The organism is Streptococcus sp. SP8, assembly GCF_030440045.1.
Taxonomy (GTDB): domain Bacteria; phylum Bacillota; class Bacilli; order Lactobacillales; family Streptococcaceae; genus Streptococcus; species Streptococcus parasanguinis_I.
The window spans coordinates 1-25,626 of the sequence record NZ_JAQFJL010000016.1 but is presented as its reverse complement, the minus strand read 5'-3'; the positions used below and the strand labels follow the sequence as shown (position 1 = coordinate 25,626).

Below are 25,626 nucleotides of genomic sequence, written 5' to 3'. Positions count from 1 at the left end.
GTTAGGATACCAATTTTTCGTGGATGTTTTGATAAACAGGGTCAAAGATATCATTGACAAAGAAATGCCATACACCGATCAAGACGAAAAAGAGAAGGGCTGGCATATAGTAGCTAATGACGCCAAGTAGCGCAGTTCCAAGGATGAACTTCAGAACCGGACGAATGTCCAGCAACATTCCGATCAAACTGAGCTTGATACTATTGGCATAAGAGAGATCGAAATGAACTTGCAATTTCAAATAAACGGCGTAAGCTAGAGGCGCAACCAAGAGAAAAACCAGATTAAACAAAAGAACCAAAATTTGGAAGAAATTCAAGTGAGGAATCTGGATCATGAGGTACATGCCATAGAGAAGAACCCCTTCAATGGCAAAGAAGGTATAAAAGACTTGATTAGCCGGGCGTAGATTTTCTTTGAAGAGTTCCCAAGCGCGTGACCAATGATAGTCCTTGTAGGTCATGCCATTTTCCGCATAGAGGCTCATGATAGTGGCACTAGCCGGTCCTACTCCTAGCAGAACACCCCCACAGATCGTCAAGACCCAAAAAATCCCTGTTACCAGCATAGCAACATAGACTCTCGTAAAAATGAACTCGATGATTTTTCCCATCATTCAGCCTCTTTTCCAATTAGTGATTCTATTATACCATAAAAATAAAACGCTTTCCCCCTATTTGCATTGGTAAATTGAAATATTGATTTTCATTTACAAGATTCATTTTCATAAAGACACAAAAAGACTTTGGAGATCCCTCCAAAGCCTTTTTCGAACTACCTGTTCTTATTTTTTAGAAGCAAGGAATTCGTCGTATTGTTTTTGCATTTCGTCAAGCACTTTTTGGTAAGCACCTTCTGATTTCAATTTTTCAAGCATCTTAGGAACTTCTACTTCAGGATCCACAGTACCAGTATTGATAGCACCTGCGAATTGGTTCAAAGTATTTGTAAGAGCAGTGATTTCTGATTTCACTTTATCTGTGTTAAAGATGAAGCCAAGTGCTGGAGATTCTTTTGCAGTTTCCAAGTCTTTCTTAGATTGTGCAATTTGTTCATCTGTTACGTTTTCGTTGATGTAAAGAATCCAGTTGTTACCAGTGTTCCATCCAGACATGTGAGTGTTTCCGTTGTAGCCATCCAAGACTTTGACACGGTTTTCTTTGCCGGGAACTTTTTCCCAGTTCTTGCCTTCTGGTCCATAAACAAGGCCGTTCAAGAGTTCTGGATCAGTGTTCAAGAGGTTCAACACTTCCATTGCTTTTTCTTTGTTCTTAGAGTTGTTTGAGATAACAAAGTTAGCTACTTGAGTAGTATTGTTCTTCTTGTACAGTTCAGTAAATGGTTTGATTTCGATCTTACGGTTTGCTACACGAGAAAGCAAGCTGTTACCGTAGTCAGCTGGCCCTACTGTTTCTTCACGAACCAACCATGTATCTTGAGAAAGATCATAACCAGTGTCGCTCGTTGCTACGTCTTTTGGAATGTATCCTGCTTCGTAGTATTTGTGAAGAGTCTTCAAGTTTTCTACATAACGAGGAATTGTGTAACGGTCAACGATCTTAGTAGTGTCACCTTTCAAGTCAACCACGAATGGAAGTCCATCAACAGCCACATAGTCGAAGTCATCTGAAGGTCCACCGTAGCTCTTGTTCATTGCAAATGGAACAACGTTTGGATCTTTTTCTTTGATGGCTTTCAAGACTGGTTCAAGAGAAGCATAGTCTTTCACGTTTGAAACGTCGATACCATATTTTTCAAGAAGTGGTCCGTTAAATGCAAAGTTTTGAGAAGATGCAACGTTAGCTGCTACTGGAACAGCATAGATCTTGCCGTTTACAGTGTTCCCTTTGATGTAAGCTGGGTCAAGTGCTTTGTAAAGGTCTTTCCCTTCTTTCTTGTACAATTCTGTCAAGTCAGCATAAGCACCTTTTTGAGCGTTAATGACATAGTTATTAGCAAAGGCAATATCATAGTTTTCACCAGATGAGATGATAACGTTCATTTTTTGTGCATAGTCACCCCAACCAAGATATTGGATATCCAATTTTGCGCCAACTTTCTTTTCAATGATCTTGTTGGCATTTTTAAGAAGAACATCCAAGTTATCTGGTTTATCACCGATTTGGTACATCTTGATGATTGGTTTACCGTCTTCAGTTGTTGCAGACTTCTTGTTGTTCCCTGTAAGGTTTCCACAAGCAGCAAGAGTAGCTCCAAGAGCGATGACACTAGCAGATGCTAACGCGTATTTTTTCCAATTTTTCATAAGAAAAATCTCCTTTATGTTATTTTCTTTTTAGACTAAGTTATGAGTTGAAAATCCTGCTGATTTTCAATAAACGATGTTATTCTTTCACACCACCGATGGTCAAGCCTTTTACAAAGTAGCGTTGGAAGAATGGATAGAGAATGGCGATTGGCACTGTTGCCACAACCACCATGGCCATACGTCCTGTTTCCCGTGGGATGGATTGTACAGCTCCTGCCAATTGGCCGGATACCCCGACGTTTTTAGCGATGTAATCCATATTGTTTTGGATTTGCATCAAGAGGTATTGCAATGGATAAAGGTTGTCACTCTTAATATAGAGGAGGGCGTTGAACCAGTCATTCCAGAACCCTAAAGCGGTGAACAAACTGATGGTCGCAATCCCTGGAAGAGACAATGGCAAGCAGATTTGGAAGAAGATCCGTGTTTCACTTGCCCCATCGATCCGAGCGGATTCAAGGATAGCTTCTGGAATGGTCCGTTTAAAGAAGGTCCGCATCAAGATGATGTTAAATGGACTGAGCAACATTGGGATAATCAAAGCCCCGATGGTATCACCTAACTGCAAGAGTTGAGTGGTGACAATGTAGCTTGGAACCAACCCTGCACTAAAGAGCATACTAAGGAGTGAAAATACGGTAAAGAACTTGCGGTATTTAAAGGTACTCCGTGAGATAGCGTAAGCATAAGTTGTGGTGATAAAGACATTACATGCTGTTCCCACAATGGTCACAAACAAGGTAATGAAGAGGGCTTGCAAGATTTTGTCTTTGAACTGTACCAAGAAGAGGTAACCATCAAATCCAAATTTTGCTGGCCAGAATTGGAAGCCATGGACTGCCAAACTTTGTTCGTCTGTCAAAGAGATCATGACAACGAAGATGAAGGGAAGCACACAGGTCAAGCCGACCAAGGTCAACAACAAGGTAAAGAAGAAGTTGCTCTTCTTACTGAAAGAATGGATCCCGACATTATCAATTTTTTCTTTTTGAATGGTTGATTTTTTCATACGATCCTCCTTTCTAGAAGAGAGCGGCATTCTTATCAATGCGACGGGCAATGATATTTGAGATTAACACAAGAACCAGCCCGACTACCGATTGGTAAAGACCGGCTGCTGCTGTCATCCCGATATCCCCTGACTTGGTCAAACCGTTGTAGACATAAACATCAATAACGTTGGTTACACTATAGAGAGCTCCAGCATTATGCGGGATTTGGTAGAAAAGACCGAAGTCTGCGCGGAAGATATTTCCGACTGCAAGAATGGTCAAAACCGTAATCAAGGAAGACAACTGAGGAATGGTGATGTTGCGAATGCGTTGCCACTTAGACGCACCATCCACGGTCGCTGCTTCATAGTAAGTTGGGTCAATTCCCATGATGGTTGCATAATACATGACACTGCTATAACCAAAGCCTTTCCAGATTCCTAAGAAGAGGAGAAGCGCTGGCCAGATCCACAATTCCGAATAGAAATTGATGGCTTTCATACCAAATGAAGTTAAGATGTGGTTGACCAATCCTTTGTCCACGTTAAGGAAGGCATCGGTGAAGAAGCTGATGATAACCCATGATAGGAAGTACGGGAAGAGCATGGAGGTTTGAAGCACCTTGACCACTCTTTTTGATCTCAACTCACTAAAGATGATGGCGATCCCAACGGAAACAATCAATCCTAAGAAGATGAATCCTAAGTTGTACAATACCGTGTTTCTTGTAATAATGTAGGCATCTTTGGAACTAAAGAGGAATTTGAAGTTGTCAAAGCCAACCCACTTACTCTTCATGACACTGTCAATGAAGCCCTCTCCTGTGATATGATAGTCCTTAAATGCTACGATATTCCCAAAAACCGGAATATAGAAGAATAAGATTAACCACGCTGCACCAGGTAAGACCATTAAAAGAAAAATGAAATTTTCTCTCAGAGTCCTTACAAACTTTTTCATTTAACTCCCCCCTTTGAGCCTTGAGCGTGTTTATTTGCTTTGGTAGCGTTTACATCACCTATTATAAGATAGCCCATTTATATTTTCAAACTCCTAATTATAGAAAAAATTCTACAAATTTATGACATAGCTTTAAAAAAGGAGTAGAAAAGGGTGTTCGTAAAGACAGCTCCTCTTCTACTCCTATCGACCGCGGATGAGATTTCTGTCATCCGACTTGGCATTTTTTACGTTGTATAAATGGTTGAGGCAGTCGCAATAGTATGCCACTGGTTAGCCGTTGTGGCTGCGAAGTCCTGATCCCCGTAGAAATCATTAAATGGCAAGATTTCGACTTCTAGTTCGTCGATGCGGTCAATCTGATCAGACAGATAAGCCTCAATGCGGCTTTCTGCGCGCTTGATCCGTTGCAAGAGCCCACCCATACGAATATCTACTGTATCCAAGCCAAAGACCTTGTTTTCTTTCAACCATTGGTGGCTAAAGAGCTTGTGGAAGGTTTCAATCTGGCTTCTTAATTTTGGTAATTCTTCCCTAGCAATTTGTTGCAAGCTCTCTTTATCACCTTTTTGATAGGCTTGACGAATGCGTCGGCCTACATCCACTTTACTACTTAAAATAGCATTCAACTGTGCCTGAGTTTCAAAGAGATAAGCGTAGATGCCTGCTTTTTCTTTGATAGTAGCAAGAGTCTCAGCTGCTTGGGTAAAGTGTGGTTTGTCCTGCTCAGGAGTCATGTGCTTGTCAAGGATTGGGCAGAGAACATCCTGATAAAAGACATAGCGATTAGGGTTGATACCACTGAGATTATCTGGTAGGTCTGGCAAGAGGTTGGCAAGATCAAGTTGCATAAAGTCCTCAACGGATAGGCCTGTATTGGTCTTGAAGTGAGCTGATAAACGTTCTAAGTCGTTGCGGTAGCTGAGTTCCGCCCAGATCTGCAAGCTTGGCAAAATAGAGAACTGGGCTGTTTCCCCACCATTGTCCCCCCAGCCCGTCACGATGACTTCCTTGATCTGGTTGGCACGGCAGGCTTTATTGGCTTCTACTGCAATGAGACGGCTGAAATGGTTGTGGGGCGTGAAGCCAATCCACTTCCAGGCACCACCTGCAAAGGCGATATCCTGGCTAATCTTGTGGTGATTACGGAAGTTTCGGTTGTATTTTTCCTCGCTATCTTGATAATAATCCCAGTAAACCAAGGTGACACGGTCTTTGAGACGGTCTAGGTAAACACGCGTTTCCTCTGGAATTTCTACCTCACGGTCGTACTGGCCATCTGCTGACATGAGCTTAAAGAACATATCGCTCCACATCTGGCAGTGGAAACCATACTTGTCCGCAATATCCAAGATGCGCTCCAAGTGTTGACACATGAGAAGACTCCGATCCACCACACCGTTCAAGATGAGGTAGCGTCCCAAACCAACTAGGTGAGCTTCATCCATGCCGATATTGACCTTGCGAGTTTGTAATTTAGATAACGTCGCAAACATGCCGTCAATCAGGTCATAAACTTTTTCTTCACCGATGAGGAGAATGTCTTCTACATCGCGGAGTTGCTGGACTTCTTTAATCCCCCATTTGACAAAGGCTGATAAGTGAGCCAAAGTTTGGATACATGGCACAAAGGTCATGTCAAACTGCTGGGCGTAGCTTTCGATTTCCTGTAACTCTTCAGCTGAGTATGCTCCACGGAAATAACCAAAGTAAGGTTGTCCTTCAATTTGATAAGTGTCTTCCATGTAGAGCTCAAAGGTTGAATAACCCATCAGAGCCAAGACTTCAATCATCTGCTTGGCAGATGCGACATTGAGCACGGCATTGCGCGAACAGTCCGCCATATAGGCTAAATCTTCATAGGCCGCCTGCTCTTCAATCTCTACCTTGTCCCCTTCTGCTAAAGCTGTTGCGAGCACAGACAAGGCACGGTAGAGTTGATGAGGTTTACGGTAGGTCAATTGATACTGCCCATTCTCCCCCTTGATAGAGATGGAAGCATGGTCAGACTGAGCGACTGCCACTTCTACATCTGGTAGAGAAATGTGATTTTGGAGCAACTCTAAAGCTTGCGCTTGTTTACTGTTGATTCCGGTAAAACTTACCATTGGTTTTCCTCCTGTAACCAGTTGACAAGGGCACCGTAGAGATTGGCATCTGCCTGATAGGTGCAAGCTTGAATGACTGGAGCGATGGTATATTCTTCATATCTTTCCACAAAGGCATCTACGGCTTTTTGCACGCCTTTGATAAAATCAGGGTTCTGACTGATAGAGCCGCCTAGACTAATCACATCTGGATCAATCAGGTACTGGATATTGAGCAGTCCTTGAGCAAGATTACGATTCATGCGCTCAATAGCTTCTTGGCAAAGGGCATTACCTGCTGCCGCCTCTTGGTACACCTTGCGGCCATCCCAATCGGTTTGACCAGATTTTTCAATCACATAGCGAACCATGTTTCCTGTAGAAGCGAGTTGTGACCAGTTATTGAGTCTTTCTGCGGGCTCGATTGTGGTCATGTAGCCAAACTCACCGCCCAAACCATGACGACCACGGTGTAGCTTCCCATTGATAATCATGGCTCCACCGATTCCTGTACCAATCACGACACAGGCTGCATTTTCAATCTCAGGATGAGCTAGCAGTTCACTGAGTCCAACACAGTTGGCATCATTTTCTAGGTGGATAGGAAGCTTATGATGAGCAAGCGCCTCATACCATGAAAAACCATGGATGTAAGGAATGGCACTGATCCCTTCAATTACCCCTGTTTCTTGATGAACGGCTCCTGGCACACTCATGGCAATCCCACGGTAGTCACGTTCTGACAATCGCTGATCCAACCAAGCTAGCAACTCTTCCAGAGTCTCTGGCGTTGCGGTGCTGGCCTTATCTAAAATCTTTCCATCAGGAGTTAGACTAGCAAACTTAATGCCAGTCCCTCCGATATCAATCGTTGCAATGGTCATTGCTTTTACCTGTAAAAAGGAGCGAATCAGCAGTCGGTTCTTACTCTTTTCGCTCCTCCTTTCTTTTTATGTTATCTTTTTGAAATTAGATTTCTTCTTTTTTGATCAATTCTGTACGAATTTCTTGTGGTGCCAATAAACCTGTATGGACCGGATACGGTTGTTCCAGAAGATCGACAACCGTTTGTTGTCCTTCTGACACGCGAACATTTTCTTGACTCATATTGTAGTAACGAAGGACGTATCCTTCTTCATTTTCAGCCACCTTAAAGGCTGTTGGGCAGACTTGTGGCAAGTTGAGGGCTGCATGGTTGAAGAGACTACCTGTTGCAGCAACTCTACCTTCTTGTTTTGCAACTTGAAGAGCTGTAAATGGCACCTGGAAGGCTTTAGCACGACGGAAGGCCGAGAAGCGTTCCCCTGCTTGATGGCATTCTACTGCAAACTCAACTTCGATATCGCGCAAGCACTGAGCTTCTGGCGTTGGGAAGTAGCCCCAGTCACCTAGCTCACCTGAAGCACGGAGAAGGGTTACAGCCATGGTGTCGTCCTCAAGGATTTCGTATTCGTGCAATCCTTTATTGGCTACTGTCACTCCTTTAACATCGTCATACAAGCTAACAAAGGCTTGTTGGTGTTGTGGATTTTCAGGATTTTCCCAAGAAGCTGCTGGTTTATTTGGTCTTGTAACAACTTCATAGATGCTTTCAGAATCATTACTTGGGCGTGTGTTATGAGTTTTGACCAAGAGACGAATGCGGTGGTCTTTGGCTGTATTGGTAAAGCGAGTCTTGAAGCGAATTTGTGGATCATCTACAAAAATGGTCATCTCCGTTTCAAGAGGAATGGTTGTCAACTCTTCTGAACGACCTGCATCTCGTTTCATGAACTCGATGATACCTCTTTGTTCAGCATCCAATTTTTCATCTGCGCTAACTGGAATAGTCAAGTCATGTTTGAGCAAAACCTTAGCATAGCGAGCATTGTTTTCCAGAATTTCATAACCTTTCAGTTTTGCGAAAATTGGCTCTGTTCCTTTTGGTTGGAAATAAATGTACTCATTCCCGATATCGCCACGGTCCTCAAATTGGATAAAGTCCTCGTAAGCTTCGTTTGTAGTCTTGTCGTAGACTGTGATACCTTCATCTACACTTACTGTCACAAATGGAGTATCAATAACTCCATTTTGGAAGATACCATCGCTTTGTGCTGCTGGCCCTTCGACTAGTTGGAAGCTTGACCAAGAAAGTGGTGCAAGGTGAATTGGAATTGTCACGCGCACTTGACGTGCAATATAAGGTTGACGGAATTTATCCTTAGGCAGGGTATAGCCAAAGCTTGCTCCCAAGTCCTCAATCTCTGCTTCTACAAGATGTCCATCTAAATCCTCTACATGGTAGTCTGGCAAGCTCAAAGCAGCCATTTTCTTGAAGCCTTCTGTCGGATGCAATTCCTTAAATGGACAAACCGCAACATCGACAATCGTGCTGACGGTGTCCACCTTATTATGCAAGCCAGTGTTGATGACCGTAAAGAGGTGCTCACTCTGGGCTTTTTGAGTCGCTAGTTTACCCTTCCATTCGTTCAGAAGGTTGGTCTTGACAAAGTTTCCGACTTGGTTGACCTTGGCAAAACGAACTTCCATTTCACGGTGAACATCATCTACGCTACATCCACAAATACTATCGTGTGGCGCATTTTGTAAGAGTGTCTTCCAAGCATAGGTCAATTGATCCTTATGGTTGTGCCCACCAGTAATGATGGTCAAAGGTTCCACCACTTGCTCGAGCAAGTTGCTGTTTTCTTGGAAGGCTTGTTTGAGGTAAATACGTGAAGAAGAGGTATTAGCAAGAGTGTACCAACCATCGGTTTCCTGACTGGTCAATTCTCCCGTAACCGTTGATAATTGTTCGGGAAGTGCACTTTCCACTGCTTGCACATATTCATCAAAGGAGCTATGAATAAAGGTCACGTCAGGGAACAGTTCGTTGGCCACGCGAATAGCTTCACTCAAGTTTCGTTGAACCGGTTGGTGGTCGCAGCCGTTCATCATTAACCATTGGTTGGTTGAGGCATAGTCGCGAACATCTGCCAATTTTTGTTTCCAGAAAGCCAAAGCTTCGTCTTTATCCACTGGAATTTCGTTCCCGTTACTGTACCAGTTGGCAAAGAGAATACCCAGCACACGGCTACCATCCGCCCCTTGCCAGTACATTTCAGAAAATTGAGAGGTGAATTGCTCATCTTCGAGGACTTGGTTGTCAAATCCGATTGGTTTGACCCCACGCCCAAAAGCTGCTACGTGAATGCCTGATTTTTGAAGGATTTGAGGAGCTTGCCCCATATTTCCAAAGGTATCTGGGAAGTAACCAATCTGAGTAGATTTGCCCCATTTGGCGCATTCAGCTTGTCCAATCAAGGTATTGCGGACATTGGCTTCGCTGGAGATCAGGTAATCATCCTGCAAGATGTAGAAGGGACCAATCTTGAGCTTGCCCTCGTCGATATAACGCTGCACCTTATCACGGTTTTCAGGGCGAATTTCTAAATAGTCGTCAAGGACAATGGTTTGGCCATCCAAGTGGAAACTTTTGAACTCAGGATCATTTTCAAAAAGATCAAACAGATTGTCAAACAGTTCCACCAATTGCATCCGGTGGCTTTCAAAAGGTAGATACCACTCACGATCCCAGTGGCTATGAGAGATGATATGTACAACAACATTTTCCATGAGTAAAACCTCATTCTAACTTAAATTTAAAGATCTATTTGTGATTCTTTACAAGAATCTGTTAAGCGACAGCTCATTAGCGAATATCCAAGTAATCCAAGACTAATTCACAGAACATCATGTTGGCCCAAGAGAACCATTCACGCGAGTATTTAGTTGGATCATCTACATGGAAACTTTCGTGCATGACGCCCGTGCCTCCATCGCAGGCAACCAACTGGTCCAGCAAATGTTTTTTCTCAGCTTTATCTGTCGTTGTCAATCCTTGAATGGATAAAGCAATCGGCCAGATATAGCGATAAAACGTATGAGAACTTCCTAGTCCACTTGCGTACTTCCCTTCATAGAAGTAGGGATTTTCAGGGCTCAAAATCGTCCGACGAGTAGCTTGGTAGACCTCATCGTCAATGGCGCAATATCCCAGATAAGGAGCTGCCAACAAGCTTGGCACGTTCGGATCATCCATGATGCTAGCATTTCCCAAACCGTCTACCTCAAAGGCATAGATTTTCTCACCCTTGCTATTAGTGGTGTAGGCATAGTTTTCGATGCCTTCTTGAATCTCAGCTTGCAGGCGTTTGGCATCTGCAATGATGCTTTCACTATCAGCTAGATTCAATGTTGCAAAGATTTCCTGGACATAACCCAAAACAACCACTGCAAACATATTGGACGGAATCAAGTAACTATACTGACAGCAATCATCACTTGGACGAAAGGCTGACCAGGTCATCCCTGTCACGGCGAAATCTGGCCCAAAGCCGTCATTCACCAGCGTGTCTTCCTTACGATCTGTATCCCGAACAAAGCGATAAGGGGAATTCTTGTGGTCTTGCTCCACTGTCCAGAGATGAAGGATTTCCTTGGTCGCTGTGACAAAGGTTTCATCAAATTGGCTAGTCTCACCAGTTTCCTTCCAAAGAAGATAAGCCAGTTGCAAGGGGTAGCAAAGCGAATCCACCTCATACTTGCGCTCCCAAATCCAGCCATTCAAATCGGTATGGTCGGTCTCGTGGTGACCCTTCCAGTTCTCCTCAATATTAAAAGAGTTGGCATAAGGATCCTTGAGGATCAAGGTCATCTGGCGTTTGACCAAACCAGCAATGGTCTGGCGCAAACGAGGGTCTCTTTTTGCCACATGAAGATAGGGTCTCAATTGAGCCGTTGAGTCACGCAGCCACATAGCTGGGATGTCCCCTGTTAACACAAAGGTTGAACCATCTTCTAAAATTTCAACTGTGTTGTCCAAAGTGTCTGTATAACAACGTTCAAAGACATCCACCCACTCCGGGTACTCCTTAGCTCGCTCAGCCACTTGATCCAACCATTCTCGCACAATTTCTTTTGAATAGGTCATTTATTTTCCTCACACGTATCGATTCTTTCCTATTCAGTATAAAAGATTTCAAAGGGGAAATACATACGCAAACTATAGCCCTTTTTCTACAAAATTTTCCATTTGATAAAAACGCTATCATATTTGACAACACTTTGATACAATGAAGAAAATACCACCGCGTATTCCAAGAAAGCACAGATCATTTAAGGTTGATGAAGAAAAAGGAGACAAGATGCGCACACAATGCCAGACCATCGATACCCGCTGGGGAAGCGATAATCATCCCCACTATTCCCACGGAAATACCCTTCCTTATACCGGAGTTCCTTTTGGAATGAACTACTTCCTTCCCCAGACGACACACGAACAAGGGGCTTGGTTTTTCAACCCCAATCTCCCTATTTTTCAGGGATTTCGCCTCACCCACCAGCCTAGTCCTTGGATAGGAGACTACGCTTGGTGCCTCATCACGCCCATCACAGGAAAAATTGCAAGTTCCGACCTCTTCCGTCGCCAAAGCAGTTATTCAATGAAAGAAGCTCTTTTCCAGCCCCACTACCTTCGTATTTTTTCGGAACGTTACCAGATTCAAAGCGAGCTGGTTCCAAGTCGCTACGGGGCTGTCATGCGCTTTCGAGCACCAGAAAAGCTAACACTCTGCTTTCATGCAGCAAAGGAACTAGAGGACTTGACTCTGACAGACCAAACCTGCCACTTCCGCATTCTGGATCAGGCCCATACTGCAGATACTTCCTACTCTTTCTATCTCCAGTGGCAATTTAGCCAGCCGATCGAGAACGTCACTCACATCGATCAAGATCTTTTTCTCACCTTTGCTAGCAATGAAGTGACCGTCCAATTAGGAACTTCTTATCTGTCCCAAGACATGGCTCACAGCCATCTTCCCAACCTTTCCCTAGAGGAAGCTAAAAAAGAAGCAGCCGATCAATGGAATCAGCTGCTAAAACGAATTGAAGTAAAAGATGCCGGAGGGCGTGACCAAGCCTTTTTCGACCATTGCCTGTACCGACTCCTCCTTTTCCCTCAAACCTTTTATGAAACAGATACCGAGGGAAATGACTGGCACCTGGATGTTGCCCATCAGGAAATCAAACCAGGAAAAGCTTATACGAATGTCGGATTTTGGGACCTCTTTCGGACCTCTTTTCCGCTCTTTAGCCTTGGCTACCCCGATTACTACCGTCACTTTCTCGAAGGATTTTTAAACACTTACAAGGATACTGGTTTTCTACCAAAATGGTTGGCCCCAGATGAACGAGGAATGATGCCAGGTACCCTCATCGATGGAGTCTTTGCGGATGCTGTCACAAAAGGGATCGCACCAGACCTACATGAAAACATTCTGACAGCCATGCTCCAGACAGCGCAAAAAACGGATCCCACGCAACATTTTGGTCGCCATGGCAATGAAAGCTACAAGGCCCTTGGCTACCTACCCGATGATTTTCACGAAAGTGTGAGCCATAGCCTAGATTACGCCTATAGTGATTTTTGCATTGCTACCGTTGCCAAGCAATTGGGTCAGACAGAAACAGCCACTCGGTATGCTGCTTCCAGCCTCTCCTACCGAACATTGTATGATGCCCAAACAGGCTTTATGAGAGCACGATCCACCAATGGAAACTTTAAAGAACCCTTCTCTCCTATCAGCTGGGGAGGAGATTATGCAGAATGCTCTGCCACCCAAGCTACTTTTGGAGCCTTACACGACCTCTCCGGTCTGATAGAGCTAATGGGCGGTAAAAAAGCCTTCACCCAACGACTGCTGGATCTGGCCAATCAAAAACCTCAATTTGATGTAAGAGGATATGGCTATGAAATCCATGAAATGAGTGAAATGGCCCAAGCCCCATTTGGGCAGATCGCCATCTCCAATCAACCCAGCTTCCACATTCCCTACCTCTTCCGTTACAGCCTTCATCCCGAATACACCAATCTCCTGATCCACCAGATCCGTTCCCAAGCTTTCCATCAAGATTTCCAAGCCTATCCAGGTGATGAAGACAACGGTAGCCTATCTGCTTGGTACATCTGGTCAGCCCTTGGGCTCTATCCAACCTGCCCAGGAAAACCAATCTATGATCTGGGCCTCCCTCTCTTTAAAGAAGTTCTTCTCCATCTTCCAAACCATGAGCTCAAAATTTGTGCCAACTCCCATACTACAGGTGCCTATTTCATCCAAAAAGCCCGATTAGATGGCAAAGCGCAGCAAGAGATTTTCCATCAAGATCTCCTTGAAGCCCAGCTACTTCAGTTCGATCTTTCTTGGCTCCCCCCACATGCATAAGAAAAAGAGAGTGGGACAGAAGTCCTAGCCTCTCAATTATTTTTGGATTGTCGAGCAAGACGCAGTGGTTGAGTGGGCTCTACTACGCTGATTTCATCAGCTTTTACAGCCCTACTCAACTGTGCGGAGGTGGGACGACGAAATCGAATTCTAACGAATTACCGATTTCTGTCCCACTCTCTTTTTCCATTATTCATCTCCTACATGATAGTAGATCGAGCCTTGTTCCCCAAAACTAGCGATACCAACACCAGACCACAAGCGGTTCTTAGAGGCATCGGATGTATCCTTAAAAACAACTTGTCCTTGATCATCGACCTGATCACCAATGGTTACTCCCGCAGGAATATACTCCAACAAGAAGCCACCATCACGACCACCATAGATCCCTTCTGAGGCTGTCCCATAATCCGTCAAAGAAGCACCATAGCCCTCCAACTCTTGTGAAACCAACCCTTTGTCGTTAAAGACCAGCTTGTTTCCTTTATCATCTTGCCAGACACCAGCAATACTGCTGTAATCCCCATTAGCAATAGCCTCAAGATCCATTTTCTTCACTTCTTTTTTCTCTTCTTTTTTTTCTTTCTCCTTCACTTCCGAACTAGAAGCTGTCGTCTTTTTCACCTCAGAAGAAGCACTTGTTTGACTAGAAGAATCAGATTTCTTACTCGCGCTCTGTTGCGAACAAGCCACCAACAGGAGTACACTAAGAAAACTCACCAGAATTGCACCAACTTTTTTCATTAAAAATTCCCCATACATTTTTTTAGTTTAAAGCCCTCTCATTGTAACGTATTTTCAAACATTTGACAAGCTCTACTTCCTATTTCTGATCAAAAAAAGACCGGGATAATACATCCCAATCTCTCTTTGAATACTACTTTCAGTGAGCCAGCATTTCCTGTGCTACTTCTAAACCAGATAAGTTCGAAGGATAATACGTTGGCCAATTTTCCAACTCATCATAAAGCGCTTCTTGACTCTTTCCTCCATGGAAAATGTGGAAGTGGGCTGCCTTTACCGGAGTAATTTCATGGTCACTAAATTGAACATATTTGAAGTCTCCCGCATCGCTCTCCTTGGCTTCAAAGAGATAACGAACACCACGATTCCCCTTCTTATAAGTCAAAATGTGCTTACCTACGTATTTATAGGTATATTTCTTAGAAGATCCTTTTTGATAAAACTCCATTGAATCCTTATCAATCTTAATCCGATCAATATCTGTTTGGTAACCCTTGGTATAATATTCCTTATACTCAGCAGCCGTCATAGTTGGATTTAATTTTGCCTTATAATCAAATACCTGATCCAAAGTTCCATCTTGCAAGTATGGATAAACCGATTTCCAATCACCCGCATAATTTGCCAAACTACGATCCTTCACTTGACTATCCTCGAAATAGCCCTTTTGAACTGTCTTAGCGTCTTCCTCATGTTCCGGTTGAATATCCTTACCAGCTTGTGACGTTGTTTTCTCTAGCGCCTTCAGATTCTCCTTCATAACAGACACGTAGTCTTCGCCATCTTTCATTTCTTGATCCGTCAGGCTTTCCAAAGGATTTAAGACAGCCAACTCAACACCAGCTTCAGAAGACAAGGTTTTCGCCAAGGACTTAGAAGCATTTTCCTCAAAGTAAATGACCTTGATCTCATTTTTCTTGATATACTCTGTCAATTCACGCAATCGTGCAGCAGAAGGCTCGCTATCAGGTGAAATCCCTGAAATGGCCACCTGGTTTAATCCATAATCCAAGGCCAAGTAACGGAAAGCCGCGTGTTGGGTCACGAAATTCTTTTGCTTCGCATCTTTCAATCCATCCTGATAAGCTTGATCCAAAGCCTGTAATTTCTTCAGATAGGCTTGGGCATTTTTCTCAAACGTCTTTTTCTTATCTGGATAAGCTGCGACCAACTGATCACGAATCGACTCTACCATCTTCATGGCACGATGTGGAGACAGCCAAAGGTGAGGATCATATTCATGATGGTGTTCTTCGCCCCCTTCGTGTTCATGTTCCTCTTCCAATCCAGGAAGCAAGACCATACCCTTGGTAGCATCGATCACTTTGGTTTTCTTATCCTTCATGGATTTCAAAAGATTTGGAACCCACGTTTCCATGTTTTCATTCTCATAAACGAAAACATCCGAATCTTGAATCATAGCCCGCCCCTTAGCAGACAATTCATATTCATGAGGCTCTGATCCCGCTCCAATGAGCAGGTCTACCGTTCCTTCATCTCCGACAATATTTTTTGTAAAATCATAAACAGGATAAAAAGTGGTCATCACTTTTAATTTTCCATTTTGACTCTGACTTTTACCACAAGCAGTCAAGATAAGGGCAAAAGCCACCAACAACATTAAACCTATTTTTTTAAATTTCATATTTACTTCCTCAAACGTGATCCAAGATTCACAAGCAAGAACAGTGCCACAAACAAAAGCGTGATGCTGGCACTCGCCGGTGTATCTGCAATATAAGACAAAATCAACCCACTAAACATCCCGATAAAGCCAATGATGACCGCAATCAGCATGACCCCACGGAAGTTCTTCCCTAATTTCAGCGCAATACTAGCCGGTAAGACCATGATAGTTGAAACCAATAACGATCCTGCTGCAGGAATCATTAAGGCGATAGCAACCCCTGTCACCACATTAAATAAAATGGACATGGTCCGGACCGGAAGGCCATCTACGAAGGCCGTATCTTCATCAAAAGTCAAAATATACATAGGCCGCAAGAATAAGGCCGTCAGCACTAATACAACGAAAGCAATCACAAACAAGGCGATCACCTGTTCATCCGTAATGGTTAGGGTAGAACCAAACAAATACTGATCCAAGCTCATCGAGCTTTTCCCACCACCACGCATCAGTACTAAAGCTAGGGCAAGACCAGTGGACATTAAAATTGCCGTCCCGATCTCCATAAAGTCCTTAAATAAGGTCCGCAAATACTCAAGAAAGACCGCAGCAATAATGACAATGATCATAGTCGAGAGCGTCGGAGAGATCCCAAGAAAAAGTCCAAAAGCGACACCCGCAAGAGAGACGTGACTCAGCGTATCACTCATCAGACTCTGCCGTCTCAAAATCAAGAAAATCCCTAACACAGGAGAAAAAAGACTCATGGCAACCATAGCCAACAAGGCCCGCTGCATAAAATCATACTGGAATAAATCAAGCATGGTCACCCTCCCCTTCTGTATCATGGACGTTAAAACATCTCCAAGGAGAGCTCTGGTCACGAACCAAATGAATATTCCGATCCGCAAATTGGTTAACCTCTTCTGGATCGTGCGTAATCATCAAAACAGATTTTTGATGGTGATGCGCACTGTGATGCATCAACTCATAAAAATCACTCTTTGTCGTCGCATCCATCCCTGTTGTCGGTTCATCTAAAACAAAGATATCCGGATCAGAAGCAAACATCCGAGCAATGACGGCCCGCTGTTTCTGACCACCAGACAAAGAACCAATCGCCCGATCCTTGAACTCCAGCATCCCAACAGATTCTAAACTCTTCAGAATATGTTTTTCATCGTGCTCATTCAACTTTCGAAACCAGCCTTTACGAGGATACCGACCTGACTTCACAAATTCATAGACCGTACTTGGAAATCCAGCATTAAAACTAGCAATCTGTTGTGGCAAATAAGCAATCCTTAACTTCTTTCCCTTAACATTCGTCTTTGAAATCTCAACTGTCCCCACCTTGGGCTGTAAAATCCCAAGACTAGCCTTAATCAAGGTTGACTTAGCAGCACCATTTTCACCGGTCAAAGTCACAAACTCCCCACTATCTAAGTAGTAATTGATCCCTTCTAAAACCGGTTCCCGATCATAATAAAACGATAAATTCGAAACCGTAATATACCTCAAACTATAACTCCTCTTCCAATAGATCTAAAAACCGCGAAATGACCCCTTGCTCATTCTTTGTAAACTTCGACAAAACATCCTCATAAGTGTGAAGAGTATGCTGATGGTGGTGCTGATGCTCTAATGCAATAGGCTTACCAATCTCAGTTAAGCGATAATAGAGAACCCGAGCATCATTTTCATCTCGATAAGTCTCCAGCATGCCCTGACTTAATAAGGGCTTCACGGCCTTCGTGATAGCCGCCTGACTGACATTCAATTTCTTAGCTAAGACAGAATTGGTTAGAGCTTCATCAGCAACCAGCATCAAAATATGTTCCTGAGTGTTAGTTAATGAAACACCACTTGTACAAGAACCAACTAAAATCTCATGCTGATTTTCTGATAACAATAAAATAGAATTTAAAAATCGATCGATTTTATTTGCAACTTCAGACAAAATTGACTCCTTCTAATTCACTAAATGAAACTTTACCGGTTAATTATATCACAAAAAAGAAAAAATTAAAACAAAAAAAGGAGTAAAACTCCTTTATAATCTATACCGGCGGCCGGGGTCGAACCGGCACGTCCTTGCGGACACTGGATTTTGAGTTCCATAACTACATTATTTAAATCTTACAACCCTGATTTAATAGGGTTTTAAGCCTTTTGAATTTTGCAAAATAGACTCATTTTTCAAATTTTTGTAACTTTTTGGTAACCCCGTTAAAGACACGGACTCATGCCCCAGATAAAGATATTTCAAATTAGATTTCGTCTATCTATTTACTTACCTTTTATTTACTTTAATTCCTTTATCTCTTTTAGAATACTAAAAATATAGAAACTAAATAGAACTATATCTAGGAAATCAAACAAAAAGAAGCTTCTTTCCCCTAACAAGGAGGATATGGAACGTTATGTAGTTATCTTGTTTAAAGATTATAATTTCGTAAGTCGTTCTACCACACTCAACTTCCTCATAGTCATCCGAATTCTAAATTTCTTTTCAAGATAATTTGTGTTTAAACGTTTTTTTCGAGCATCACGTGGTAAATATAGGTAACAGCACTCGTGACCACCATAGAACTCTTCATCTCCAAAATTCTCTCTACTAAGTTCTGTTAGAGTACTTTCGGGAATCTCTTCGTTAGTAAAAACTAGATGAATACGAGAACTATCATAAGTATTATCAAATGGGTTTTCTTGAATAGCAATCTCTAATTGATTAATTTCTTTGATAATTATTGATAAATCAGCTCCAATTTTATCCAAAATCGTATCATGAACTAACTTTCTGATTTCTTCGTCAGATAACTCTGATTCTAACAGTATATTCCCACTCTGAATATATGTTTGAACATTTAAAAAACCAACTTCTGTTAGGATTTCTACTAAATAAGACATTTTGGGAATTCTATTGGTACCTGTTGGTGTTACTCCGCGAAGAAGAATAATCTTTTTCATACTAATGTCCTTGTGCATCTTTTTCTAAAGAGTTCATCATTTCAAAATAATAATGAGCATCCCCCGTTGAAAAATAATTAAACCATGCTTCTACTGTAGATTTTGAATATAGGCCTAACTCCTCGACAATGAGCTTAGTCCATGATAAAGATCCGGCTGAGCTAGCGGTAATAAGCTTTCCATCTTGAACTGCAATCTCATCTTTATAATAATCCTGCCCTCGATAATGTTGGCTCATCTGGGTTAAAAAGAATGAAGCATTACTTGTATGATATCGATTATCTAAAATTCCTTTTTCAGCTAATCCCAAAGTAGCGCCACAAATAGCTCCAACTAAAATATTTTCTTGCAATAGTTTAGAGGCTACTTCTAAAACATCATCTTGCTCATTATCCAACCAAGTATCACCTCCAATAAGCACTAGCGCAGCTGCATTTGCAGTATCTAAATCATATAGATTAACATCTGGAACAATTGTCATGCCTCCAGCAGTTTTTATAGACTTTTTCCCTTTAGAAACTGTTACTAATTTTACTTTAGCTTCTCCTAACATTGACTGTAAGCTTAGCGCCTGCATTAAATAGCCGTGTTCGAAATCAGCCATAGTATCTTGAATATACATATAAATATTTTTCATCATTCTTACTCCTCTTTGATAAATGATCGAACTATTAATTGTTTTTATTGTATCATATTTTATGTTTCGCTGTAATACCAATATTTTTTACTTCATCAGTAAAATAGCGATTTTTAGACATTAAACAACCTACGGAGGCTCACCGTAGGTTTGTATTTATGTTATCAACTTATGCAACGTTTCAACCACTTGTCCTCAATACCACTGTGCTCCCGTTTAAAAGCAGAGTGAAGGATAATGACAAATAGTACCAACATCTAGAATGAATTTAGAAACTAAAAACAAATCATCAATCTGCATTAAAATAATCATAAACCTCTTTAAAAAGGGTATGCAATATTTCTTGCTCCTCTTCATCTAAATTATATTTAGAGACTAGCTCGTCCATATAGTCAAATGCAGTGAAATGATTTTTTATCCCATGCATGACAATAGCAAACTTCAGATCATTTAGATCTGTTTTATTAAACTCTTTTAATTTTTTCAAATCAATTTTAGTGATTGGATGCGGGACAACATCTAGAGTACTGTAAGTCGTTTTTCCTAATAAATAGTCGGTCGTGGTATCAAATAATTTTGCTAATTTGACAACCGCTTTTAAATTAGGCTCTAAAGTTCCGTTTTCCCAACGAGAATAAGTACCTTGTTGTACATCAATCATCTCAGAAACTTGTACCTGTGTTAACTTCTTACTCTTTCTCAGTTCCTTAAGACGATCTCCAAAAGAATTATTACTAAACATTGTATCCTCTTTAATATTCGATTCTGTATATTTTAGCTTGACAAAATATTCTAAACGGTATAAAATAGAATTATTCCATAAGGAATATTTATTTTGAGATTAAATATTCCATTGAGAATATTATATCATAAAAGGAGGTAAAAGCGTATGTAACTAATAGTTCGATTTAAAAAATTTTAATAAAGGAGGTAAGATTCGACAAAATAAAAAAATCTTGAAACAAATGTGCCATTCGTTCCAAGATCAAAACATATTATGTAACAATTATACCACAGAAAAGTCCTCAGTTGCACAAGAAAATTTCGGAGGTTTCACAAAAAGATGACCAATAAAGAGTTAGTCAATCAAATTTCTGGCCTAAACTCTACCTCTACTCTTAAAAATTGGATTCAACTGATTAAAGAGATAAGTGGCAAGGAATTTAAAAAAATTAAAATTCCTATCAGTAGAAATCCAAGAACTCATCAATTAAGTTATACAGTTGCCTATGACTTTACAAACGAAGACCTTAGACAATTTCAAAAGTTAGCTAACCTAAAACTTGAAATAGGTCTAAAAGAGGCTATACAAGACGTATTTGGGAGCCTAGCAGACAATGAGCAAGAATCCCTAAACCAAGTAATAGATGAGCTCTACGATGAACTGAGCGCCTTAAAACAGGAATTTAAGCGAGAAATACGACTGATAAAAAATGAGAATGCCAGTCTAAAAAAGAAAATCCAAGATATTGAAGAGTCGATGCAAACCGGCTTACTAGGGTTTGTTCAGAAGAGGTCAAAAAATAGGTTCGGCTAATAGCGAGTTTTCGGCTGAGCCATGAGGCAGAAAGCCGAAAATGAGCGTAGATGTGGACGGACCATTTTTGACCGATAGGGTGTGTAGTAACACCACCCTCTGCAAGTTAGGTGTTCCATCGAAAGAATTCAGTATTCCCAAGGGTTTTGGAGATTTTAAGGGTGGCAAAATTAGGCAAAAAGTAACACCACCCTCTGCAAGTTAGGTGTTCCATCGAAAGAATTCAGTATTCCCAAGGGTTTTGGAGATTTTAAGGGTGGCAAAATTAGGCAAAAAGTTGAATCAAAATCTATGGCAAAAAATGAACATTTACGTTCTGTATTTGACTGGATTCAAATTCAGTTTGATGAGACTGAATTTTCGTCAAGAGAAATAATCGAAGACATTCTATTTCTTGACTATGACCTATTTATTGAGAATAAAGGGAGCCTTAAATACTATAACTATGATAGCCAGCTTCATTATGGGAATATCCGTATCTACTATGGAGCGAAAGAGTCGTCCTACATGCTTGTCATGTCAGGACAGGCACTCGAGTTCTATAGAGATATGGTGTTAGATCCAAATAGTCTGTCCGAAAGACAGTTTCTGAACAACCTCTACTACAATTACAATCAATTTTCAGTAAGACGAATTGATATTGCAATAGATGATTTTAATGAAACACCCTATTTCACTCCTAATCAGCTTCTAAAGATTTGTCAGAAGAAACGCTTTATATATGGAAAAAGCACCTACTACAATACCTACGGAGATGAAACAATCGGCCAGACCTTATATTTGAGAAAACCCAATGATGATGAAAGACTTAGAATTTACGATAAACGCTTAGAACGAGCTGAGAAGCTCGGTATCAGCAAGCGGTATATAGAAAATTGGATAAGAACTGAGTTAGAACTTAGGAAAGAAAAAGCTCACTACTTCATTCAAGAATGGTTGCATTCAGAAATAGATCTTCTCAACTTTACCAAGGGATATCTCAAAGAAAAAGTGAGGTTCTATAGTGATAGTCACTTCTCAAAACCTTTGAGATCTTGGGGAAAGTTTTTAGGTCACTCAAAACCTGTCTCTATCATTATTTCAAAACAAAAAACAGAACTAGAACAAAAATTAGAATGGTTTACCTATAAAGGTTCTGGAGCTATTCTAAAAGCGTATAAATTTCTATACGACAATAATTTACTGCATGAGTATGAGAAATCTAACTATCTCGCACTCAACAAAATGGAATATCCACCAGATTTAGCAAGTGGATTAATAGAAAGGGCAATTCTCTTTAAAAGAGAAGATTTAATCCCTACAATCAAAGAAAATATCAAAAGGAGAAATTAATTATGGCAAAAATGCTTTCACAAAATGACTGGAATTTTAATAACATTGGAACAAAATTTGAATTGGATGAAGTTATTCCAAAATTTGAAACTGAAGTCCGAGCAGATGCAAACGGAGAAATTATCAAAAACCGAGATGGTAGCGAAAGACGTTTTAATACCAATAAAATCATCGGTTGGAAATACAATGTAACAATCAAGGATGGACAATTCAAAAAGAAATCAACCCAAGTCTCAGTAGATAATCCAGATGCCTTGGTTGATAATGACTATATCCAAGCAATGGATCAAGTACCAGTTACATTTGACAATTTACAAGCCACTATGATTAGTTCAACGATGTATTACAAGGCGGATGCTATCCATTTAGTAGATGTAAAACAAAAATAAGTATCAGACAAGGGGAGTTAATCCTCCCCTTACTTAATCTGAATAGAAAAGGAGATCACATGATTAAAACTGTAACAAAAGATGACCTTATCGAACTTGGATTTGCTCCAGGAACTGCAAGAAAGATTATCCATACTGGCAAGGTACTATTGGTGAATCGTGGTTTTAACATCTACGATAACAAACGGATTGGTACAATTCCAGCCAGTGTCGCTGAAGAACTATTAGGAATTAAACTCCAGAAAGAAGCATAATGAATGACTATTCGTAAAACTAAAAGTGGTAAATGGACCGTTGATGTTTCTAATGGTTTCCACCCCGTCACACAAAAAAGAATACGTATCATTCGAAAAGGATTAAAATCTAAAAAAGAAGCCCTAGAACTTGAACAACATATTAGAGTTGTAGAATTAAAAGAAAAACAATTTGACTTTGTAGTAACAACAGATATGTTATTCGACTTACTTGAAGAAGATGATCTGAAAAATGGCAGAAAAATAAGCTATACAAGTACACAAAGAAACAATTATGAGCGTCATATTAAACCATATTTTAAAAATACAAATTTAAACAAATTAACGTATGACCATATATTCGAATTTCGTGAATACCTGAAAACAAAACCTAAAAAACAAAATGAAAATGAAGTTTTAAGCTATAATACAATTAATAAGGTTCTAATTTTACTTAAAAAAATTTTTGATACTGGTATAAGAAAATCCCTCATTGATAAAAATCCTGTTGAGAATCTTAGAAAATTACCAATTAGGAAGCCTAATATCAAATTTTGGAGTATAGAAGAATTCACGAGATTTAGAGAACTTATTCAAGATGATGAAACAAGCTATGACCTGTTTTTCGTAATTGCTTTCTTTACTGGGATGAGAATGGGAGAAATACTCGCATTGAACTGGAATGATATAAATCTTTTAACAAATACAATTTTCGTTACCAAAACGGTATACTTTGTAAATAATACAAGCTACATTAATACAACAAAAACACGATCAGGTACAAGAAATATTACAATCAATCAGAAATTAACGGAAATGCTAAAAGATTGGAAAGAAAAACAAAAAGAAAGACTTAAGGAATTTACCGAAAATACTGACGAACTACAAATAATACAGAGTACACCAATAACTATTACAAAAAATATGATTGATAAGAAGTTTAAGCAAATACTAGAAAGGGATAAAGATTTAAAGAGAATAAGAATTCATGATTTAAGACACTCTCATGCTTCATTACTTATAAATCAAGGGGAAGATTATCTTATTGTTAAAGAAAGATTAGGACACGCATCTATTACGACAACAATTGATACTTATTCCCATTTGTACCCTAGCAAACAGAAAACATTGGCTAATAAACTTGATGATTTATTTTAAAATGGAAAAAATTGGTAACTCGACACACAACAAAGAAAAAAAGACAAGGTCCGAAAACCTTGTCTTTTAAACTATACCGGCGGCCGGGGTCGAACCGGCACGTCCTTGCGGACACTGGATTTTGAGTCCAGCGCGTCTGCCAATTCCGCCACGCCGGCATAAATTTAACTGGGGTAGCTGGATTCGAACCAACGCATGAGGGAGTCAAAGTCCCTTGCCTTACCGCTTGGCTATACCCCAATAATAATATTAATAAATAGGCGAGTGATGGGGATCGAACCCACGCATGCCAGAGCCACAATCTGGTGTGTTAACCACTTCACCACACCCGCCATAATTATTAACACGGGCAGTAGGAATTGAACCCACACTGAAGGTTTTGGAGACCTTAGTTCTACCTTTAAACTATGCCCGTAAAGGATGGAAGGGGAGGGATTCGAACCCCCGAACCCGAAGGAGCGGATTTACAGTCCGCCGCGTTTAGCCTCTTCGCTACCCTTCCTGATTATTGAATTGATGGCGCGAGACGGAATCGAACCGCCGACACATGGAGCTTCAATCCATTGCTCTACCAACTGAGCTACCGAGCCAAATTGCGGGAGCAGGATTTGAACCTACGACCTTCGGGTTATGAGCCCGACGAGCTACCGAGCTGCTCCATCCCGCGTTAATATTAAGGAGGATGTGGGATTCGAACCCACGCACGCTTTTACACGCCTGACGGTTTTCAAGACCGTTCCCTTCAGCCGGACTTGGGTAATCCTCCAAATATATAGTCCGTACGGGATTCGAACCCGTGTTACCGCCGTGAAAAGGCGGTGTCTTAACCCCTTGACCAACGGACCATACTATTAATGGGCACGAGTGGACTCGAACCACCGACCTCACGCTTATCAGGCGTGCGCTCTAACCACCTGAGCTACGCGCCCAAGTTAAAAAACTTGGTAATGAACCTATGTTCAAAGCGGGTGACGAGAATCGAACTCGCGACAACAGCTTGGAAGGCTGTAGTTTTACCACTAAACTACACCCGCTTAAATGGGAGTTAACGGGATCGAACCGCTGACCCTCTGCTTGTAAGGCAGATGCTCTCCCAGCTGAGCTAAACTCCCAAATGGTCGTTTAACTCACTGGATCCCTGTCGTGCACTGACTTACGTCAGTTTCAACAAAGTCGAACTTGCGTTCTCCTTAGCTGAGCTAAACTCCCAAATGAGCCTAGTATCTACTAGGCTCAATCTCTTGCTAAGCGACTACCTTATCTCACAGGGGGCAACCCCCAACTACTTCCGGCGTTCTAGGACTTAACTGCTGTGTTCGGCATGGGTACAGGTGTATCTCCTAGGCTATCGTCACTTAACTCTGAATGATTAAACATTCAAAATTGAACATCTATATTCTAACAAGTTAACCTTACGTTGTCAATATCT

General features: G+C 41.2%; 22 protein-coding genes, 12 tRNA genes and 1 rRNA gene. 6 read left to right on the top strand and 29 right to left on the bottom strand.

Annotated elements, in window-relative coordinates; all coding sequences use genetic code 11:
* Window position 1: 1 nt before the first annotated feature.
* From PCY11_RS09275 to PCY11_RS09240, 8 genes are all read right to left on the bottom strand, one after another.
* A complete protein-coding gene (locus PCY11_RS09275; RefSeq protein ID WP_021154271.1) occupies window positions 2–613 on the bottom strand; it encodes a YesL family protein in 612 nt (203 codons plus the stop codon).
* Between the two features lie 171 nt (window positions 614–784).
* A complete protein-coding gene (locus PCY11_RS09270; protein ID WP_003009706.1) occupies window positions 785–2,266 on the bottom strand; it encodes an ABC transporter substrate-binding protein in 1,482 nt (493 codons plus the stop codon).
* 79 nt (window positions 2,267–2,345) lie between these two features.
* Window positions 2,346–3,278 carry a carbohydrate ABC transporter permease gene (locus tag PCY11_RS09265; protein ID WP_003004100.1) on the bottom strand — a complete coding sequence of 311 codons (933 nt, stop codon included), beginning with the start codon at window positions 3,276–3,278 and terminating at the stop codon, window positions 2,346–2,348.
* Between the two features lie 13 nt (window positions 3,279–3,291).
* Window positions 3,292–4,221 carry a sugar ABC transporter permease gene (locus PCY11_RS09260; protein ID WP_003009701.1) on the bottom strand — a complete coding sequence of 310 codons (930 nt, stop codon included), beginning with the start codon at window positions 4,219–4,221 and terminating at the stop codon, window positions 3,292–3,294.
* Window positions 4,222–4,448: 227 nt separating this feature from the next.
* The gene (locus PCY11_RS09255; RefSeq protein WP_070845896.1) at window positions 4,449–6,329 is read right to left on the bottom strand and encodes a beta-N-acetylhexosaminidase; all 1,881 of its coding nucleotides are present in this window, start codon (window positions 6,327–6,329) and stop codon (window positions 4,449–4,451) included.
* Window positions 6,323–7,192 (bottom strand): ROK family protein, encoded by an 870-nt coding sequence (locus tag PCY11_RS09250; RefSeq protein ID WP_003009697.1) that lies wholly within the window; start codon window positions 7,190–7,192, stop codon window positions 6,323–6,325. Before PCY11_RS09250 ends, PCY11_RS09255 begins: the two co-directional genes overlap by 7 nt.
* A gap of 85 nt (window positions 7,193–7,277) precedes the next feature.
* Window positions 7,278–9,923, bottom strand: a complete 2,646-nt coding sequence (locus PCY11_RS09245; protein WP_070845898.1) for an alpha-mannosidase — start codon at window positions 9,921–9,923, stop codon at window positions 7,278–7,280.
* Between the two features lie 76 nt (window positions 9,924–9,999).
* The gene (locus PCY11_RS09240) at window positions 10,000–11,280 is read right to left on the bottom strand and encodes a glycoside hydrolase family 125 protein (protein WP_070465331.1); all 1,281 of its coding nucleotides are present in this window, start codon (window positions 11,278–11,280) and stop codon (window positions 10,000–10,002) included.
* 214 nt (window positions 11,281–11,494) lie between these two features.
* Here PCY11_RS09240 and PCY11_RS09235 point away from each other — a divergent pair, with 214 nt between their 5' ends.
* Window positions 11,495–13,570, top strand: a complete 2,076-nt coding sequence (locus tag PCY11_RS09235; protein WP_070845900.1) for a GH92 family glycosyl hydrolase — start codon at window positions 11,495–11,497, stop codon at window positions 13,568–13,570.
* A gap of 189 nt (window positions 13,571–13,759) precedes the next feature.
* Here the strand turns inward: PCY11_RS09235 and PCY11_RS09230 are convergent, their stop codons facing one another.
* The 8 genes from PCY11_RS09230 to PCY11_RS09195 all read right to left on the bottom strand — a co-directional run bounded on the left by PCY11_RS09230 (window position 13,760) and on the right by PCY11_RS09195 (window position 20,290).
* Entirely contained in the window at window positions 13,760–14,314 is a 555-nt protein-coding gene (locus tag PCY11_RS09230) for a DUF6287 domain-containing protein (RefSeq protein ID WP_049475186.1), read from the bottom strand.
* A 139-nt stretch (window positions 14,315–14,453) separates the two neighbouring features.
* A complete protein-coding gene (locus PCY11_RS09225; RefSeq protein WP_118096029.1) occupies window positions 14,454–15,959 on the bottom strand; it encodes a zinc ABC transporter substrate-binding protein AdcA in 1,506 nt (501 codons plus the stop codon).
* A 2-nt stretch (window positions 15,960–15,961) separates the two neighbouring features.
* On the bottom strand, window positions 15,962–16,765 hold the full coding sequence (locus tag PCY11_RS09220) for a metal ABC transporter permease (RefSeq protein WP_003009676.1): 804 nt from the start codon (window positions 16,763–16,765) through the stop codon (window positions 15,962–15,964).
* Entirely contained in the window at window positions 16,758–17,462 is a 705-nt protein-coding gene (locus PCY11_RS09215; RefSeq protein ID WP_003013743.1) for a metal ABC transporter ATP-binding protein, read from the bottom strand. The genes PCY11_RS09220 and PCY11_RS09215 overlap by 8 nt, the downstream gene beginning before the upstream one ends.
* A gap of 1 nt (window position 17,463) precedes the next feature.
* Entirely contained in the window at window positions 17,464–17,901 is a 438-nt protein-coding gene (locus PCY11_RS09210; protein ID WP_003004547.1) for a zinc-dependent MarR family transcriptional regulator, read from the bottom strand.
* Window positions 17,902–18,386: 485 nt separating this feature from the next.
* On the bottom strand, window positions 18,387–18,911 hold the full coding sequence (locus PCY11_RS09205; RefSeq protein WP_301362716.1) for a DUF1697 domain-containing protein: 525 nt from the start codon (window positions 18,909–18,911) through the stop codon (window positions 18,387–18,389).
* Between the two features lies 1 nt (window position 18,912).
* Window positions 18,913–19,548, bottom strand: a complete 636-nt coding sequence (locus tag PCY11_RS09200; protein ID WP_032913075.1) for a DJ-1/PfpI family protein — start codon at window positions 19,546–19,548, stop codon at window positions 18,913–18,915.
* A gap of 289 nt (window positions 19,549–19,837) precedes the next feature.
* Window positions 19,838–20,290: a helix-turn-helix domain-containing protein gene (locus PCY11_RS09195; protein ID WP_301362715.1), complete on the bottom strand. Its 453-nt coding sequence runs from the start codon at window positions 20,288–20,290 to the stop codon at window positions 19,838–19,840.
* A 321-nt stretch (window positions 20,291–20,611) separates the two neighbouring features.
* Between PCY11_RS09195 and PCY11_RS09190 the strand changes: the two genes are divergently transcribed.
* From PCY11_RS09190 to PCY11_RS09170, 5 genes are all read left to right on the top strand, one after another.
* Window positions 20,612–21,085 (top strand): hypothetical protein, encoded by a 474-nt coding sequence (locus tag PCY11_RS09190; RefSeq protein WP_301362714.1) that lies wholly within the window; start codon window positions 20,612–20,614, stop codon window positions 21,083–21,085.
* Between the two features lie 291 nt (window positions 21,086–21,376).
* Window positions 21,377–22,417 carry a replication initiation factor domain-containing protein gene (locus PCY11_RS09185; protein WP_301362713.1) on the top strand — a complete coding sequence of 347 codons (1,041 nt, stop codon included), beginning with the start codon at window positions 21,377–21,379 and terminating at the stop codon, window positions 22,415–22,417.
* A 2-nt stretch (window positions 22,418–22,419) separates the two neighbouring features.
* Window positions 22,420–22,806: a hypothetical protein gene (locus PCY11_RS09180; protein ID WP_254730721.1), complete on the top strand. Its 387-nt coding sequence runs from the start codon at window positions 22,420–22,422 to the stop codon at window positions 22,804–22,806.
* A 59-nt stretch (window positions 22,807–22,865) separates the two neighbouring features.
* Complete coding sequence (locus tag PCY11_RS09175; protein WP_301362712.1) at window positions 22,866–23,060, top strand: DUF3173 domain-containing protein; 195 nt, start codon at window positions 22,866–22,868, stop codon at window positions 23,058–23,060.
* A 3-nt stretch (window positions 23,061–23,063) separates the two neighbouring features.
* Window positions 23,064–24,197 carry a site-specific integrase gene (locus PCY11_RS09170; RefSeq protein ID WP_301362711.1) on the top strand — a complete coding sequence of 378 codons (1,134 nt, stop codon included), beginning with the start codon at window positions 23,064–23,066 and terminating at the stop codon, window positions 24,195–24,197.
* Between the two features lie 74 nt (window positions 24,198–24,271).
* Here the strand turns inward: PCY11_RS09170 and PCY11_RS09165 are convergent.
* From PCY11_RS09165 to rrf, 13 genes are all read right to left on the bottom strand, one after another.
* Window positions 24,272–24,355, bottom strand: a tRNA-Leu gene (locus PCY11_RS09165).
* Between the two features lie 10 nt (window positions 24,356–24,365).
* A tRNA-Gln gene (locus PCY11_RS09160) sits at window positions 24,366–24,437 on the bottom strand.
* Window positions 24,438–24,456: 19 nt separating this feature from the next.
* Window positions 24,457–24,529, bottom strand: a tRNA-His gene (locus PCY11_RS09155).
* A gap of 12 nt (window positions 24,530–24,541) precedes the next feature.
* Window positions 24,542–24,612 (bottom strand) — tRNA-Trp (locus tag PCY11_RS09150).
* A 6-nt stretch (window positions 24,613–24,618) separates the two neighbouring features.
* Window positions 24,619–24,699, bottom strand: a tRNA-Tyr gene (locus PCY11_RS09145).
* A gap of 15 nt (window positions 24,700–24,714) precedes the next feature.
* A tRNA-Phe gene (locus tag PCY11_RS09140) sits at window positions 24,715–24,787 on the bottom strand.
* A 3-nt stretch (window positions 24,788–24,790) separates the two neighbouring features.
* Window positions 24,791–24,864 (bottom strand) — tRNA-Met (locus PCY11_RS09135).
* A 9-nt stretch (window positions 24,865–24,873) separates the two neighbouring features.
* Window positions 24,874–24,963, bottom strand: a tRNA-Ser gene (locus tag PCY11_RS09130).
* 7 nt (window positions 24,964–24,970) lie between these two features.
* Window positions 24,971–25,042, bottom strand: a tRNA-Glu gene (locus PCY11_RS09125).
* Window positions 25,043–25,052: 10 nt separating this feature from the next.
* Window positions 25,053–25,126: transfer RNA gene (locus PCY11_RS09120), tRNA-Ile, on the bottom strand.
* Window positions 25,127–25,160: 34 nt separating this feature from the next.
* Window positions 25,161–25,231: transfer RNA gene (locus PCY11_RS09115), tRNA-Gly, on the bottom strand.
* A 5-nt stretch (window positions 25,232–25,236) separates the two neighbouring features.
* A tRNA-Val gene (locus PCY11_RS09110) sits at window positions 25,237–25,309 on the bottom strand.
* 131 nt (window positions 25,310–25,440) lie between these two features.
* Window positions 25,441–25,556: ribosomal RNA gene (rrf, locus tag PCY11_RS09105) — 5S ribosomal RNA — on the bottom strand.
* Window positions 25,557–25,626: the final 70 nt, after the last annotated feature.